Below are 16362 nucleotides of genomic sequence, written 5' to 3' on the forward strand. Positions count from 1 at the left end.
ACTTCTTCAAAAAAGCGGCTTTTTGAGCCGACCCTAAAACCTGATTCCGCCCTCCACGACGCGCGCGTAGGCGGCCCGGTCGATCGAACGATAGGCGCCGGTCGCCGGATCGCGCAGGAACAGCCGGTCGCTCACGACGGAAGGATCGAATCCCTCGCGGATCAACCGCTGCTTGTTTTTCTTGAAGGTCTCGGTGGCGTCGAGCTCCCCACAGAACCTGACGAACACCGGAAGGGCATAGACCGGGAGCCGGCGCGACAGGTGTTCCGCGAAGATCCCAAGATCGAAACGCTGGTCCACGACCAAGGCCGCCATGCCGGCGCGGCCGTCGGCGCCGGGGACGACGGCCCCGTAGGTTGAGGCGTCAAGAACGCCGGGGCAGTCCATGATCGCGTCGTTCACCTCGCTGGTCGCGACGTTCTCGCCCTTCCAACGGAAGGTGTCGCCGACCCGGTCGACGAAATAGAAGTAGCCCTGCTGGTCCCGAAGCATCAGATCGCCAGTCCGGAACCAGGCGTCGCCTTCCGCAAAGACGTCGCGGAGAATCTTCTTCTCGGTCTCGGCCGGCTCTGTATAGCCTTCGAAAGGTCCGCCGCCCCGATCTGCGGTGCCGATGCGCCCGATTGCCTCGCCGACCTCGCCGTGCGTGCACGCGATGCAGAGCCCGTCGTCGCCGCGGATCGGGCTGCCGCTGTCGGCATCGACCTTCACGATCGAGGCGGGAAAGCGATGCGCCAGCAGCGGCGGGATACGGCCGATTGCGCCGGGTTTTCCTTCGAAGTTGAATAGCGAAAAATTACCTTCCGTCGCGGCGTAGAATTCCAGGACCTGCGGAATCGCGAACCGCTTCGCGAACGCCTCCCAGATGTCGCCGCGCAATCCGTTGCCGACGGCCAGCCGCAGCCCGTGTCCGACCTCTAGCCCGGACGCCGGTGCGTTCAGAAGGTAGCGGCAGAGTTCACCGATATACTGGAAGACGGTGCAGTCGAAATACATGATGTCATCCCAGAAGTCCTCTGCGGAGAACTTCTCGGCGATCACGACTGAACCGCCGGCGCGAAGCATGCTGCAAGGCGCGACGACACCGCCCACCGAATGATGGAGCGGCAGGCAATCGTAAAGGCGGTCGTGGATGGAAGCGTCTGTCAGCCCGGCAAACCATCCTCCCCAGCTGAGGATGCGGCGATGACTGACATTTACCGCCTTTGGCAGTCCCGTGGTGCCCGAGGTGTAGATGAGCAGGGCGCGTTCATTGATCGTGACGTCGCCGCGCTCGACGGAGGACAGCGGACGCGGATCGGCGGCGGCGAGCGCCGCATCCAGGTCGGCGCCAGCGCTGCCGGGACCGATTCTCCACATTTGGGGCACGCGATCCAGGTGCGGACGTGCGGCTTCGAACGCATTCATGCAATCGGCGGCAACAACGATGTGGTCGGCACGCGCAACGTCGATGCAATGGGCGAGGGACCGGCCGACCAGCCGGGTGTTGATTAGCGCCACCGTACCGCCAACGCTGCTGATGCCGAGCCAGCAGGCGACGTACTCCGGCCGGTTCGGCATCAGCAGACAGACGGTGTCGCCGGCGCGGATGCCCAGACTCCGCGCCCAACGCGCATATTGGCTGATCCGGGCGCTGAGCTCCCCGTAGGTGAAGGATTGGCGGTCCGAGAGCAGTGCAGGGCGTTCGGGTTGCCGTTTCGCCCATTCTTCAACGACGTCGGCGAATAGCCGTTGCGGCTCGGCCTCGATCCGCGAGGTCAGTTCGATGGCCTTCAGCCAGGCTTTGGTGGCAGACGGTCTGTGTCGCGGGTCGCCGCTTTCAGTCGCCCGCTGAACTGCGCCTGCTTTCATGATCTGACCCAGATGTTTTCGATCGTTGTTCGCGCCGACCAGGTCGCGAAGCGGTAGAGCTGCGGCGGAAGGAGCGACGAGGCGCACCGGACCGGGCGCGACCTTGCGATCACTGTCGATAAGGTTTCGCTCGATCGCCCAAGACGCATCTCTGTCCAACTCCCTCATCCCGTCCCGGGGCCGAGTTGGTTGAGGATCATAACCTCCAGCGTCTTCACCGATTGGAAATTCTCGGGCGTGATCTCGGGCTGGGGAAGGGTGAGATCGAACTCGGCTTCGACCTTGAGCATCAGCGCGACCATATCCATCGAGTCCAGTCCGATATCCACCAGCCGGGATTCCGGGTGGACATCCGCGATGATAGCGTTCTGCGCGAGGACGTTCCTGACGACGGAAAGAACACGCTCTTGGACGTTTGCGGCAAAGTCTTGCATTTCAGCTCCACTCATCGCGTGACGGGGCAGATCATGATCGGCGTGACGATACCTGACTGCAGCTCAGGTCAGTAGCTCCACTTCGGGGGTACCCCGCTTGGGAGCACGTTCTCGGCAACATCCACCTTTGCGCCGCCGACTCCGCAACTGCGGTCGGTTAGATTGCCGCCATCGAACTCGCGCGGAATTCATCTCGACCCGGTTCGGGTCTCCGACCATCAAACAAATGGGAGCCGTTGGGCCATGAATGTGCAGGAAGTCCAGTTCCGCAGCCTCGCCCGGGAAAGCAGCCGAGTACCATTTTCTCCCGATAGCGCCTCGTTCCAGCAGCGGGCTGCCGCCGTCGCGGAGGCTGCGGCGTCGGAGGCCGAAGCGGTCGACCGCGAGGCGCGCTTCCCGCTGAAGGCCATTGACGCAGCGCGCAAGGAGAGACTTCTAGGCGCCCAGATCCCGATCGAGTTCGGCGGCGACGGCGCGTCGATTTCCGAGGTGGCCGACATGTGCTACGCGCTCGGACGCGCCTGCGCCTCGGCCGGGATGATCTTCGCGATGCATCAGACCAAGATCGCCTGTCTGGTTCGTCACGGCGCGGGCAGCAGTTGGCACGAAAGGCTCATGCGCCGCGTGGCGGCCGAACAACTGCTCCTGGCGTCTTCGACCACGGAAGGCCAGAACGGCGGAAACATACGCTTCAGCTCGGCCGCGGTGGAGCGCGAGGGCGCCGAGATCTCGCTGGTGCGTGACGCAACGGTGATTTCCTACGGCGCCGAGGCGGACGGCATCGTAACCATCGCTCGCCGCGCCGACGACGCCACCGGATCCGATCAGGTACTGTTGGCCATCACACGGGACGACTACACGCTGGAGCAAACTCTCGCATGGGAGACGCTCGGCATGCGTGGCACCTGCAGCGCCGGCTTCAAGCTGAGCTTCAAGGGCTCCGCGGAACAGATATTCCCCGTGGCATACGAAAAGATCCATGCGCAGACCATGACGCCCGTCGCGCACCTGTGCTGGTCGTCGGTCTGGGCGGGAATCGCGGCCGCAGCGGTCGACCGGGCGCAGCTCTTCATCCGCAAAGCCGCCCGCGGGGCCGGTGGCAACCTGCCTCCCGGCGCGCCGCATTTTACCGCCGCCAAGATGACTCTGACGAAACTGCGCGCCATCATCGCCGCGAACCTCGACTCTTTTGCGGCCCGCGAGCAAGACGAGCGCGCGCTTGCGTCCATCGACTTCCAGTCCTCGATCAACCTTCTCAAGGTGGAGGCCTCCGAACTCGCGGTCGCGGTCGTCATGCATGCGATGCGCGCGTGCGGCCTGTCCGGCTATCGCAACGACACCGATGTCAGCGTCGGCCGCCACCTCCGCGACGTGCTGTCGGCTCCGATCATGATCAACAACGATCGCATCCTTGCCAGCATGGGTAGCGCCACTCTGATGAGCGCCGTCCCGGCGTCACTGCGCGATTGATTTTTTTCTCGAAGAAATGGGGTTGATATGAACGTAGCCATGTTTGCTGCACCGGCGGAACCCACTCCGTCTCAGGCTGATCCGCTGGACCATCTTGCCGACGTGCTGTTCCATAAGATGGGCTCTCCGGGTGTCTATGGCCGCACCGCGCTCTATGAAGACGTCGTGGAGCGGCTCGCGGCGCTGATCACGCGGCACCGCGAACCGGACACCGAGGTGATGCGCTTTCCGCCCGTCATGAACCGCACGCAGCTTGAGAGGTCGGGCTATCTGAAGAGCTTTCCGAACCTGCTCGGCTGTGTCTGCGGCCTGCACGGCACGGAAAGTGAGATCGACGCGGCGGTCAGCCGTTTCGATGCCGGCGGCGACTGGACCATGTCACTTTCACCGGCCGACCTCGTGCTGTCGCCGGCCGCCTGCTATCCGGTCTATCCGATCGCGGCGAGCCGGGGTCCCTTGCCGGCGGGCGGCTTATCCTTCGACGTGGCCGCCGATTGCTTCCGTCGCGAGCCCTCGCGCCATCTCGACCGGCTGCAGTCCTTCAGGATGCGCGAATACGTTTGCATCGGCAGCCCCGACCACGTCTCGGCGTTTCGGGAGCGTTGGATGGTGCTCGCTCAGGAGATCGCCCGCGATCTCGGGCTGACCTTCAGGGTCGACTACGCCAGCGATCCGTTCTTCGGCCGGGTCGGCCAGATGATGGCGGTGAGCCAAAAGCAGCAGTCGCTGAAATTCGAGTTGCTGGTGCCCCTGCGCTCCGAGGAGCAACCGACTGCATGCATGAGCTTCAACTATCACCGCGATCACTTCGGCACCGCCTGGGGCATTGCGGACGCGACCGGTGAGCCGGCCCATACCGCTTGCGTGGCCTTCGGAATGGATCGTCTCGCTGTCGCCATGTTCCATACCCACGGCAAAACCGTCGCGAGGTGGCCGACCGCGGTGCGGGACCTGCTCGGCTTCCCGCGGGACGATCGTTAGACGACTTCGGCATTCGAGGAACTGCGATGCACCAACGAACTCCCGAGGTAGCCCTCGACCGAAGAGCCGAAGGGCCAACCTCCATGAAAAGAGAGACCATCGCCGTCCACGGCGGCTTCGACAACGATCCGACCACCAAAGCCGTCGCCGTGCCGATCTATCAGACCGCCTCGTACGCCTTCGACAGCGCCGACCATGGCGCCGCGCTCTTCAACCTCGAAGTGGACGGCTTCCGCTACACCCGGATCGGCAATCCGACCAACGCGGTGCTGGAGAAGCGCGTTGCCGCCATGGAAGGAGGCGTCGAGGCGCTCAGCGTGGCGTGTGGCCAGGCCGCGGTGAACTATGCGGTGGTCAACATCGCGGAGATGGGCAGCAACATCGTCTCGGTCCCGCAGCTCTACGGCACCACGCATACGCTGTTCGCGCACATCCTGCCGAGGCAGGGCATCACGGTCCGGTTCTCGGAAGACGACAGTCCGGCGAGCATGGAAAGACTGATCGACGACGATACGCGTGCGGTGTTCTGCGAGAGCGTAGGAAATCCGGCCGGAAACGTTTGCGACATCGAAGCGATAGCCGAGGTCGCCCACAGGCATGGCGTGCCGCTGATCGTCGACAACACGGTTCCTACCCCGATTCTGCTCAGACCGATCGAATACGGAGCGGACATCGTGGTAGAGTCGCTGACGAAGTTCATGGGCGGGCACGGCACCACGCTCGGCGGAATCATCGTCGATAGCGGCAGGTTCCCTTGGGCGAAGCATCGCCGGCGCTTTCCGATGCTGAACGAGCCGGAGAAATCTTACCACGGGCTGGTCTTCACCGAGCGCTACGGGGCCGCCGCCTACATCGCTCGCTGCCGCGCCGTCTCCCAGAGGACCACGGGCTCCATCCTGGCGCCCTTTAACGCCTTCCTGCTGCTCCAGGGCATCGAGACCGTCGCGGTGCGGATCGAACGGCACGTCGAGAATGCCGAGAAGGTCGCGCGGTTTCTGCGCGACGACCGCCGCGTCGGATGGGTCAACTATGCGGGCTTTGACGATAGCCCCTATCACGCGCTGACGCAGAAATATCTGGGCGGCCGCGCGTGTTCGCTGCTGACCTTCGGCGTGGCCGGAGGGTTCGAGGCCGGCAAGCGGTTCTACGACGCGCTGAAACTGTTCAAGCGGCTGGTCAATATCGGGGACGCGAAATCGCTTGCCTGTCACCCGGCATCGACCACCCACCGGCAAATGTCGCCCGAAGAGCAGGAACGGGCCGGCGTGCGGCCCGAGATGATCAGACTGAGCGTTGGTATCGAGCACGCCGACGACATCATCGCCGACCTCGATCAGGCGCTCCGTGCCGCAGATTGAATGCAGGTCAACCATGAAGGCATTCCGATGCCCGTCCTAGTAAATATAGACTCGTACGAACACCACCTCTTCTCAAGAGCGCGGAACGGAAGCGGCGCTGAGTCCCCCGGAAACCGGAAGGAATGCCTCGATATCGGGCTGATCAACAACATGTCAGATGCCGCCTTGATGTCCACCGAGCGCCAGCTGTTCGACCTGCTCGGCGCGGCGGCCGGAGAGCTCCTGGTCAGGCTGCATTTCTACACGATGGAGACGACGCCGCGTTCGGACTGGGGGCGCGATTACGTGCGTCGCTACTACCGCGGCACCGACGATCTGCTGAACAGGAGCCTGGACGGAGTGATCGTGACCGGCGCCGAACCGAGAGCCGCCAGCCTGACGGAAGAACCATACTGGTCCACCTTCGTCCAAATCATCGACTGGGCCAGGGAGAGCACCGTTTCTTCGGTGTTTTCCTGTCTGGCCGTCCATGGGGCCGTCCTGCACCTGGATGGTGTAGAGCGCCACAAGCTGCCTGCCAAATGCATCGGCGTCTTCGCTCAAACGAAGACGAGAGATCATCCCTTGATGCGCAACGTTCCGGCGACCTTCAGAACACCGCACGCCCGGTGGAACGAGGTGCAGGAGGGGGCTGTCGAGAGCTGCGGATATTCCGTTCTCACCAAGTCGGCTGAGGCCGGCGTCGACTGCTTCGTCAAGCAACAGAGGAAGAGCCTCTTCGTCCATTTCCAGGGCCATCCGGAGTACGACACCCATAGCCTGTTGGCTGAATTCAGAAGGGACATGGGTCGTTTCCTCCGGGGAGAGAGTGAGGTCTGTCCGACGATACCGAGAGGCTATTTCGTCTCGGAGGCGGAAGAGATTCTAACGGCCTTCCGGCGGAAAGCCCTTTCCGACAGAAGTCCGGAGCTTTTCGCCGATTTCCCGGTCGACCAACTGGCGAAGGATCTGAGAAACGTCTGGCATCCGCCGGCCAGGCGCATATACCGCAACTGGCTGCTGTACATGGCCTCGCAGCGAGCTGGACGCTCAAAGCCGTTTGCCTTCAACGGAAGTTATCGAACGAGGCCCAGACCTGCCGCGGCTTAGATCATGGGTGCGTCCGGGCAACATGGAGAACCGGAGCAATGGCCGCGGTCCGCTAGCCGGGCTCTCGCTCGCCGACCTGCCGACGAAGAAGCGGGAGCGGATTGTATGATGGAGTTCGGACCGTGATCCGATGCCGCGAGATAGGACCAGCCGATCTTGCTGCCATCGCCGATCTTCTGACGCGCGGCTTTGCCCGCCGTTCGCGCGACTACTGGATGGACGGGCTCCGGCGCGCTTCCGTGCGTGAGGTACCCGATGGTTTCCCCCGCTTCGGGTACATGCTCGACCATGAAGGAATGCCCGTCGGTGTTCTGCTGTTGATCTACACGGAACGGGACGATGGCGGCGGGACCTCGATCCGCTGCAATCTCTCCAGCTGGTATGTGGAACCTGCCTTCCGCAACTACGCCCCCATGCTGACCAGCGTCGCGCAGCGCCACAAGCGCGTCACATACGTCAACATCAGCCCGGCCTTCTCGACCTGGCGGACCATTGAGGCCCAGGGATTCCGCCCCTATTGCGGCGGCTTGTTCTTCTCCTTTCCGGCGCTGTCGCGTCCGAAGAGTATGCGCGTCGAAGTCGTTCAGCAGGGCGCGCATGCGGTCGACGGCTTGTCCGACGCCGACGTGGCGCTGCTCGCGCGGCACGCGGCCTACGGCTGCCTAAGCCTGGTGTGCCGCGCGGGCGACGGCCGCGGGTACCCCTTCGTCCTGCAGCCGATGCGCAAACGCGGGATCCCCCTGCCAGCGATGCGGCTGATCTATTGCCCCGATGTGGCCGACTATGTCGCCTGCGCCGGCGCCATCGGCCACTTCCTGCTCCGGCGCGGCCGGATATTGGTCGCCCTCGACGCCAACGGCCCCATGAAGGATCTGGCCGGGTTCTACAGGGGAGAGCGCGGCCGCAAATACTTCAAGGGTCCGCGGTGTCCCCGGCTTGCCGATCTGTCGGATACCGAGCTGGTGATCTATGGACCGTAACTCTGCTGCCAATGGAGAGCCGTCATGATTCCCAACAGCAAGTCCGTCAGCCATTCGCAGACATGGACATTCTTCCAAGGCCAGTGGCGCGAGGGCAATGTGCCGATCATGGGGCCACGCACCCATGGGCTTTGGCTCGGCTCGACCGTGTTCGATGGCGCACGCGCCTTCGAAGGTGTTACGCCCGATCTCGACCGCCATTGCGCCCGCGTCAATCAATCCGCGCTCAACTTCGGGCTCAAGCCGATCGTCGATCTCGACACGTGGCTGGGTCTGGCGCGCGAAGGTATCGCGCACTTCCCGCCCAATGCCGAACTCTACGTTCGCCCGATGTATTGGCCGCAGAATGGTGTGGGCGGCGGCGTGCTCTTCGACCCGGAGACGATGGACTGGTGCCTTTGCATCTACGAAGCGCCGCTACCGAAGCCTGTCGGCAACGCGATCACTCTCTCGCCGTTCCGCAGACCGACCGCCGAATGCGCGCCGGTCGATGCCAAGGCCGCCTGTCTCTACCCGAACTGTTCGCGCGCGCTGATTGAGGCCGCCTCGCGCGGCTTCCAGAACTGCCTGATGCTGGACATGCTGGGTAACGTCGCGGAGTTCGGCAATGCCAACGTGTTCATGGCGAAAGACGGTGTAGTCTACACGCCGGCGGCGAACGGTACGTTCCTGAACGGCATCACACGGCAGCGGGTGATCGAACTCTTGCGCGGAGCGGGCGTCACCGTGGTGGAGGCCACGCTGCGCTATGCCGATTTCCTTGCCGCGGACGAGATCTTTTCAAGCGGCAATTTTGCCAAAGTTGCGCCGGTGATCCGGATCGACGACCGGCCGCTCACGCCCGGGCCGTTCTATGCGCGCGCGCGAAAGCTGTATTGGGAATTTGCGCACGCGGTAAAGCTTGCGGCGTGATGATGATGACCTTCCAACCGAGATCGTGTCGCATGGCTTTTCGAGTTGCCGATCTACTCGTGGATTCTCTGATCGCGCACGGCGTCGACCGGGCATTTAGCGTGCCCGGCGAAAGCTTTCTTGCGCTCCTTGACGCTCTGTACGAACGCGATGAGATCGATCTCGTCACTTGCCGCCACGAGGGAAGCGCGAGTCTTGCCGCAGTTGCCGACGCCAAGCTCACCGGCCGGGCCGGCGTGGTGATGGTAAGCCGCGGGCCGGGCGCATCCAACGCGGCGCTTGGCCTGCATGTAGCTTCCCAGGAGGCCATACCCCTCGTATTGCTGGTTGGTCAGGTCGGCACGGCTGAGCTGAATCGTGACGCAGTGCAGGAGATCGATACGGGGCGGGCGTTCAGTGGCCTTATCAAGTGGTCCACTCGAATCGATTCGGCGGCCCAGGTGCCCGAGATGATGGCGCGGGCATTTTCCGCGGCGCTTGGCGGCACGCCCGGACCGGTGGTGATCGAGCTTCCTGAAGACGTGCTGGAGATGGAGGCGGGTCTGCTCTCCGCCAGGGTTCACGGCGTCGCGCGAGCCGAGCCCAGTCGAGCCGCCGTGGAACAGGCAACCGTCTTGCTTGGCAAGGCGGAGCGACCGATTCTGCTGGTCGGAGGAGAGTGTCGAACCGCGGAATTTCGTAAGGACTTGATCGCGCTGAGCGAGCGCTGGAACGTTCCGGTCGCGGCCACCAACAAGATGCAAGATCAGTTTCCGAACGATCACCGGCTCTGGATTGGACAGCTTGGCTTCTTCACGTCGCCAGCGCATGTTGAGCTCTTTGAGCGAGCGGATCTGATCGTTGCGATCGGAACGCGGCTCGGCGACCTGTCTTCCCTGGGCTTTCGTTTTCCGCGACAATCGCCGACGTCTCAGCCTCTGGTTCACGTCTATCCCGATCCGAATGCGATCGGGACCCACTTTCATACGGATCTTCCAATCGTCGCGTCGGCGCATCCGTTCTTGAGATGCTGGCTCGACTTGCCGGTCGTGTCGCGCGAGCGCGGTGGGTGGATCGAAGCCGTGGCGAAAACCCGAGAGGCGGTGCACGCATGGCCCGAGCCGGCTATCCCCAGCGCTGATGTCTTCGGACATGCCGTGGCGGCGATCGCCAAACGCTTCCCGGCAGATGGTATCGTGACGACCGACTCCGGTAACTTCGCCGCCTGGGTACATCGCATATTCCGCTTCCAGCCGTCGGCCCGACTGCTTGGCTCCGCCTGCGGCGCGATGGGTAGTGGTGTTCCTTCTGCATTGAGCGCGAGCCTTCGCCATCCGAACAATCAGGTGATCGCGTTCTGCGGAGACGGCGGTTTCCTGATGACCGGGAACGAGCTGGCAACTGCCGTTGCCCGCCGGCTCAATATCAAGATTGTGATCTCCAACAACCAATCGTACGGCACCATCCGTTCGTATCAGGAGAAAGCGTTTCCGAAACGTCCTTGCGGTACGGACCTGTCCAACCCCGACTTTGCGGCCCTTGCCCGCGCATTCGGCGCGCAGGGCTATACGATCACGAACGCGGCGCAGGCAACCGAGGTCGTTGCGGAAGCAATGTCGGCCAAGGGCCCCGTAGTGATCGAAGTTCGATCTGATGTAAGCCAAACGCTCGATCGATCCCTCGCTGCTGCGCGCGTTGATGCATCGGAGCGCCGGTAGGCTGTTTATCTGCGGTCCTCAGGCCACGAGCGCCCAATGATCCTGATTGTCCCCCGCTAGGTGTACCTCTGAAGGGGTACCTACGGATATCAGCTGCGCATTGAAAACCGGAATGGTGAGAGGGGATGACGCGCGAGAGCCGATACCAAACCAATTCGCGCCGTTCCATCTGTTCACATGATGAGGGCTCCGCGCAGAGCATAGCCCGGAAGGGTAGGTGTGGTTCCTCCGTGCAGGGAATAGGATGCGCAGGCGAAGTGCATGAACTGCGTAATGCCGGATTAGAAAAGGATATCACCATGGGACAGGTGATTGCAGATGGGGCGCGGAACGCAAAGGCTGCATTGCGCAAGCTGCTTGTGCTGGCGGCGCTGGCCCCGCTGCTCACGATCATTCAGCTGTCCGACGTGGATGCACAGACGCAACCTGCTACTCGTCAGTTGCGACGTGAGGCACCGCCGCTAAAGCCGCAAGTGACGATGAACGCCTGGACCGTTGGCCTCGCCGGAGGTCTTCTTGAGGGCGCGCCCATCCGCCTGGCGGCTGAAGTAGCCCGCGTCGTGGATGATGGTGACAAACTGCACGTTCTTCCGATCGTGACGCGCGGGGCCACGGAAAACGTGAATTCACTGCTTTATCTGCGCGGCATCGATGCTGCCATCATCAATTCCGACGTGCTTGAGGAATACAAGAGCCAGGTGCCCGATATTCAGCAACGGCTGGCCTATGTGCTGAACTTGTTTCCGTCCGAACTTCATATCTTCGTTCGTCCCGAGATTCAGAGCCTGAACGATCTCGTCGGCAAGAAGGTGAACTTCAATACTCAGGGCACCGCGGCAGCCTATTCGGGGCCGCTGATCTTCAGTCGCCTTGGTCTCGATGTGGAAAAGACCTTCATCCCGCATCAGATCGCGCTCGAGCAGATGCGCAAGGGCGAGATGGCCGCGGTCGTCTTCATTACCTCGAAGCCGGTGGATGCTTTCGTGCGCGGCCGCTGGGAGTCAGGGTTCAAGTTCTTGCCCGTCCCCTATGACAGAAAGTTCGAGGACTATTATCTTCCCGCCGCGCTCGATGCCGCAGAATACCCCAATCTGATCAAGCAGGGCGAACGCGTAACGACTATTGCGGTGCCGACCGCTCTGGTCGCGTTCAACTTTCCAGCCAAATCAAACCGCTTTGAGCGCCTTGCGCGCTTTGTGGATTATCTATTCTCGCGGATTGAAAAGTTGCAGCAGCCGGGCTTCGACCAGAAGTGGAAATCGATCAATCTCGCGGCTACCGTTCCTGGTCTTGCGCGTTTCCCTGCAGCGCAGGCGTGGCTCGATCGCGAGCCGCGCGCTACGCATCCATCGCAATGAGACGCGTGGCCGTCCGGTTCGTGGCTGGAATCGCGCTCGCAAGCGGCATTGCTTTGGCGCAAGGGGCACAAGATCATCCGACAGCGCAGCTTCACGATTGTTCCCCGACGGAACGCGCAGAAGGCCTGGAGTGCCCCGAGAAGGCGCCGCGGACTACCGCGCTTCGTCAGGCGAACCAGGGAAACAACTGGATCATCAGCGTGACGATCTCACCCGTCGACTATTCACCGGTCGCTACCGCCACAACATCGTCACGCGATGGTGCAGGCGAATCCGGAGTGAAGCTTTCGATTCGCTGCCGCGGCGGGCGGAGCGAACTGGTGGTCGCCGGGCCCGGCGTTCCCGGTCGCGGCAGCGATTATGCGATTTCCTATCGCGTCAACGACGGTCAGGGGCTGCAGATCGCGGCTGCCGTGCCGACGTCCGGAATCGGAGTCGCGTTCGGGGGCGACGTTGTTCGCTTGCTGCAGTCCCTTCCGGACAGTGGAAGCCTCAGTATTCACCTTACATCCCGGATGGGGACTGCTCTGGATGCAGTGTTCTCGCTAGGCGGGTTGGAGGCGGTGCGTGCGAAGATGGCCACTGTGTGCAGGTGGCCACATCCAGCCACGAAACCCAACGGATGAGCAGTCCAATGACGTGTATTGATAGGAGAGGCATCATGAGCATGTTTCAATATATTGCGCGGGTAATCACCATGGCAGGCGCAACGGTACTGTTCGCCGCGCCATTCGCTGCGGCGGAGCAAGGCGGACGGTACTGGGTGCCGACAACGACGGAGCCCGCTACGCACCATCAGCGCATTGCAGCAAAAGCCACCACACATAACAAAGCCACCACACCTAAAAGGGCCCGATCCCCTCTCGCCGCAAACGCTCGGCTTGCACCCGACTCCAAAGCGCACCGTTTGATTTTGCAGGTGAACACGAACGACCCCGCCGCCATGAATCTCGCGCTCAACAACGCAACGAACGTTGCGCAATACTACAAGGATGCCGGCGAGAAGGTGAAAATCGAGGTCGTCACGTTCGGGCCCGGCCTGCATATGCTGCGCGATGACACATCGCCGGTAAAGGCCCGTATCGAGGAGATGGCGCTGAGTACGCCGGAGGTATCGTTCAAGGCCTGCGGCAATACTCAGGAAAGAATGCACAAGGCCGAGAACAAGGACATCCCGATTGTTCGTCAGGCGGAGGTGGTGAAGTCAGGCGTCGTGCGCGTGATGGAGCTGCAGGAGAAGGGGTGGTCCTATGTAAAACCCTAACCCGAAAGGGGTGGGGGGCCCCCATGCGAGTTATAGGATTTGCGTAGCGGCGGAGCGCATAATAGCGCGACCTGAACAGGTCGCATCGCCAAGCGACGGGTGATTGCAGATGGACCGCACAGTTATTCTCAGTGACGGATCAAATACCGTCTCCGATATCGCAAATGCGTCGCGCATCGATTCGGACACGACGCCGTTTGCGCAGAAGACAATGCAAAGGACAATGAGGCGGCTGCCTGCGCCCGGACGATCCGGGCCCCTGTGGATGGCCGCCGCCATGCTCGCAATGACATGGGCGTCGGAAACGCAGGCGTCCCCCGATCGAGAGCGACCGTTGGCGGATGCGCAGCAAGTGACGGCTGCCCGCAATCTCGATTCTGTTGGAACGGAAGGTGAGGGCGATTTAGTAGCCTTGCCGCCAGGCCGAGCCGGCAACGACAAATCGGTGCAGGTTGTACAAGCGACGATCGGCGACATAAGGCAGTCTCCGGAACAGGAACTTCACTGGGCGGAAAGCCTGTCCTGCGAACTCACCAATGCAAGGCGCGACATCGAGTTGCTGCAACGTCTCGAGCAGGAGCGCGATCGCGCCGAGTGGCTGGAGCAGAGTCTTGCGGCGGCGCGACGCGATGTCGAAACCCAGGCCGCGCTGACGGCCAAAGCGGTCGAAGAGAAGGCGCGCGTGAGGCAGGCTGCGCCGAGCGGTGCGGCTGAGTTGCAGAACTCCCTGCAACAGGCGAGTGAGCGGGCGGAGCGGCTGGAGCAGGATCTCGCGGCGGCGCGACGCGATGTCGGGACCCAGACCGCATTGGCTGCAAAGGCAGGCGAGGAAGCTTCCCGGTCGAAACAGGCGGGGGAGAGCGTCGCTGCGGAGCTGCAGAAGTTCCTGCAACAGGAGCGCGAGCGGTCCGCGCGGCTGGAGCAAGATCTGGCGACGGCGCGGCATGATGTCGAGACCCAGACTGCGCTGGCGACGAAAGCGGGTGAGGAAACTTCCCTGCTGAAAGCGGCGGGGGAGAGCGGCGCGGCGGAGCTGCAGAAGTCCCTGCACCAGGAGCGCGAGCGGTCCGCGCGGCTGGAGCGGGATCTTGCGGCAGCGCGGGGTGATTTCGAGACCCAGGCCGCGCTGGCGGCAAAGGCAAGCGAGGAGGTTTTGCGGCGGAAGCAGGCGGCGGAGGCCGGGGCTGCCGAACTGAGGCAGTCGCGCGCAAGGGCCGACGCGCTGGCACAAGACCTCTCCCTGTCGCGGAGCGCGATCTATGCATACGAGGCTCAGGCCCGCAAAGCTGGAGACGAAGCGGCGGAACTCAGGCAAGCAGCAGCAAACGGCGCGCCGTCGCCTGGCAAATCCGCTCCGGACGAGCGCGAGCGGTTTGCACGTCTGGAGCAGGATCTGGCGGTGGCCCGACGTGACGTCGAGACCCAGGCCGCGCTGGCGGCGAAAGCGGGTGAGGAAGCGTTCCGGCTGAAACAGGAAAGGGAGAGCGGCGCGGCGGAGCTGCAGAAGTCCCGGCAGCAGGAGCGTGAGCGATCCGAGCGGCTGGAGCAGGAGCTTGCAGCGGCGCGGCGTGACGTCGAGACCCAGACCGCGCTGGCGACGAAAGCAGGCGAGGAAGCTTCCCGGCTGAAGGCGGCGGGGGAGAGCGGCGCGGCGGAGCTGCAGAAGTCCGGGCAACAGGAGCGTGAGCGATCCGCGCGGCTGGAGCAGGAGCTTGCAGCGGCGCGGCGTGATGTCGAGACCCAGACCGCGCTGGCGACGAAGGCGGGCGAGGAAACTTCCCGGCTGAAAGCGGCGGGGGAGAGCGGCGCGGCGGAGCTGCAGAAGTCCCGGCAACAGGAGCATGAGCGATCCGCGCGGCTGGAGCAGGAGCTTGCAGCGGCGCGGCGCGAGGTCGAGACCCAGACCGCGCTGGCGACGAAGGCGGGCGAGGAAACTTCCCGGCTGAAAGCGGCGGGGGAGAACGGCGCGGCGGAGCTGCAGAAGTCCCGGCAACAGGAGCGTGAGCGATCGGCGCGGCTGGAGCAGGCGCTGGCAGCGGCGCGGCGTGATGTCGAGACCCAGACCGCGCTGGCGACGAAAGCAGGCGCGGAAACTTCCCGGTTGAAAGCGGCGGCGGAGAGCGGTGCGGCGGAGCTGCAGAAGTCCCTGCAACAGGAGCGCGAGCGGTCCGCGCGGCTGGAGCAGGATCTAGCGGCGGCGCGGCGTGATGTCGAGGCCCAGACCGCGCTGGCGGCAAAGGCCGACGAGGAAGTTACACGGCGGAAGCAGGCGACGGTAGCCAGTGCCGCGGAGTTGAGGCGATCGACGCAAAAAGAGCACGAAACGGCCGATTTGCTTGAAGGCCTCTCGATGACGCGGAGCGCGATCTATGCGTACAAGGCGCAAGCCCGCAAAGCTGGAGGCGAAGCGGCGGAACTCAGAGAGGCGGCTGCAAACGGCGCGCCGTTGCCTCGCAAATCGGCACAGGACCAGCGCGAGCGGCCGGCGTGGTTGCAGCGGGATCTTGCAGAGGCGCGTGCCGAGTGGGCACCAGCGGCGCCCTCGCGTGGCGATGCTCAGCTCGATTCCGAGCAAGCCGCGGTGGCGACAGGGTTGGTTACGCGCGCGGCCGCGCTGCTCCGGCAGGGCGACATAGGCGCGGCGCGGCTTGTACTCGAGCGCGCCGTCGAGATGGGCAGCGCCCAGGCGAGCTTCGCGCTGGCAGAAACCTACGACCCATTGATCCTTGCGAAATGGAAAACTCAGGGCACGCGCGGCGATGCGAGCAAGGCGCAGGGGCTCTATGCAAGGGCCGACGCCGCAGGAATCCAGGAGGCGAAAGCGCGGCTGGAGGCGCTGCGTCGCTAGCGCCTATGCCAATCGACCGGCGACATCCGCGCAATCGGCTCCACGGCCAGCATCTCCCGGCACCTGCTTCGTTCGAAAGCGGGCAGCGCCTTACGGGCAACTGTCCGCCTCCAGTTGCCC

At 63.5% G+C, this 16362-nt stretch carries 12 protein-coding genes; 10 read left to right on the forward strand and 2 right to left on the reverse strand.

The features are described 5' to 3' along the window. Positions 1 to 33: 33 nt before the first annotated feature. Together JQ567_RS14890 and JQ567_RS14895 are read right to left on the reverse strand one after the other, a co-directional pair. Positions 34 to 1851 carry a long-chain-acyl-CoA synthetase gene (locus tag JQ567_RS14890; RefSeq protein WP_212439518.1) on the reverse strand — a complete coding sequence of 606 codons (1818 nt, stop codon included), beginning with the start codon at positions 1849 to 1851 and terminating at the stop codon, positions 34 to 36. Between the two features lie 164 nt (positions 1852 to 2015). Then, positions 2016 to 2285 (reverse strand): acyl carrier protein, encoded by a 270-nt coding sequence (locus JQ567_RS14895; RefSeq protein ID WP_212414112.1) that lies wholly within the window; start codon positions 2283 to 2285, stop codon positions 2016 to 2018. Between the two features lie 243 nt (positions 2286 to 2528). Here JQ567_RS14895 and JQ567_RS14900 point away from each other — a divergent pair, with 243 nt between their 5' ends. From JQ567_RS14900 to JQ567_RS14945, 10 genes are all read left to right on the forward strand, one after another. Next, positions 2529 to 3755 (forward strand): acyl-CoA dehydrogenase family protein, encoded by a 1227-nt coding sequence (locus JQ567_RS14900; RefSeq protein ID WP_212439519.1) that lies wholly within the window; start codon positions 2529 to 2531, stop codon positions 3753 to 3755. 27 nt (positions 3756 to 3782) lie between these two features. Beyond that, entirely contained in the window at positions 3783 to 4736 is a 954-nt protein-coding gene (locus tag JQ567_RS14905; RefSeq protein WP_212439520.1) for an amino acid--[acyl-carrier-protein] ligase, read from the forward strand. Positions 4737 to 4819: 83 nt separating this feature from the next. Continuing rightward, positions 4820 to 6094 (forward strand): O-acetylhomoserine aminocarboxypropyltransferase/cysteine synthase family protein, encoded by a 1275-nt coding sequence (locus JQ567_RS14910; protein WP_212439521.1) that lies wholly within the window; start codon positions 4820 to 4822, stop codon positions 6092 to 6094. Further along, positions 6095 to 7183, forward strand: coding sequence for a homoserine O-succinyltransferase (locus JQ567_RS14915; RefSeq protein WP_249165471.1), 1089 nt, complete (start codon positions 6095 to 6097; stop codon positions 7181 to 7183). 101 nt (positions 7184 to 7284) lie between these two features. Beyond that, positions 7285 to 8163 (forward strand): acyl-CoA acyltransferase, encoded by an 879-nt coding sequence (locus tag JQ567_RS14920; RefSeq protein ID WP_212439522.1) that lies wholly within the window; start codon positions 7285 to 7287, stop codon positions 8161 to 8163. Between the two features lie 24 nt (positions 8164 to 8187). Then, positions 8188 to 9075 (forward strand): branched-chain amino acid aminotransferase, encoded by an 888-nt coding sequence (locus tag JQ567_RS14925; RefSeq protein ID WP_212439523.1) that lies wholly within the window; start codon positions 8188 to 8190, stop codon positions 9073 to 9075. A gap of 32 nt (positions 9076 to 9107) precedes the next feature. Continuing rightward, the gene (locus tag JQ567_RS14930) at positions 9108 to 10772 is read left to right on the forward strand and encodes a thiamine pyrophosphate-dependent enzyme (RefSeq protein WP_212439524.1); all 1665 of its coding nucleotides are present in this window, start codon (positions 9108 to 9110) and stop codon (positions 10770 to 10772) included. A gap of 299 nt (positions 10773 to 11071) precedes the next feature. Continuing rightward, positions 11072 to 12130 (forward strand): TAXI family TRAP transporter solute-binding subunit, encoded by a 1059-nt coding sequence (locus tag JQ567_RS14935; protein WP_212439525.1) that lies wholly within the window; start codon positions 11072 to 11074, stop codon positions 12128 to 12130. Positions 12131 to 12791: 661 nt separating this feature from the next. After that, positions 12792 to 13394: a DsrE family protein gene (locus JQ567_RS14940; RefSeq protein WP_212439526.1), complete on the forward strand. Its 603-nt coding sequence runs from the start codon at positions 12792 to 12794 to the stop codon at positions 13392 to 13394. A 103-nt stretch (positions 13395 to 13497) separates the two neighbouring features. Next, positions 13498 to 16242: a hypothetical protein gene (locus tag JQ567_RS14945; protein ID WP_212439527.1), complete on the forward strand. Its 2745-nt coding sequence runs from the start codon at positions 13498 to 13500 to the stop codon at positions 16240 to 16242. Positions 16243 to 16362: the final 120 nt, after the last annotated feature.

This window comes from Bradyrhizobium sp. AUGA SZCCT0431 (genome assembly GCF_018131065.1).
Lineage (GTDB): Bacteria > Pseudomonadota > Alphaproteobacteria > Rhizobiales > Xanthobacteraceae > Bradyrhizobium.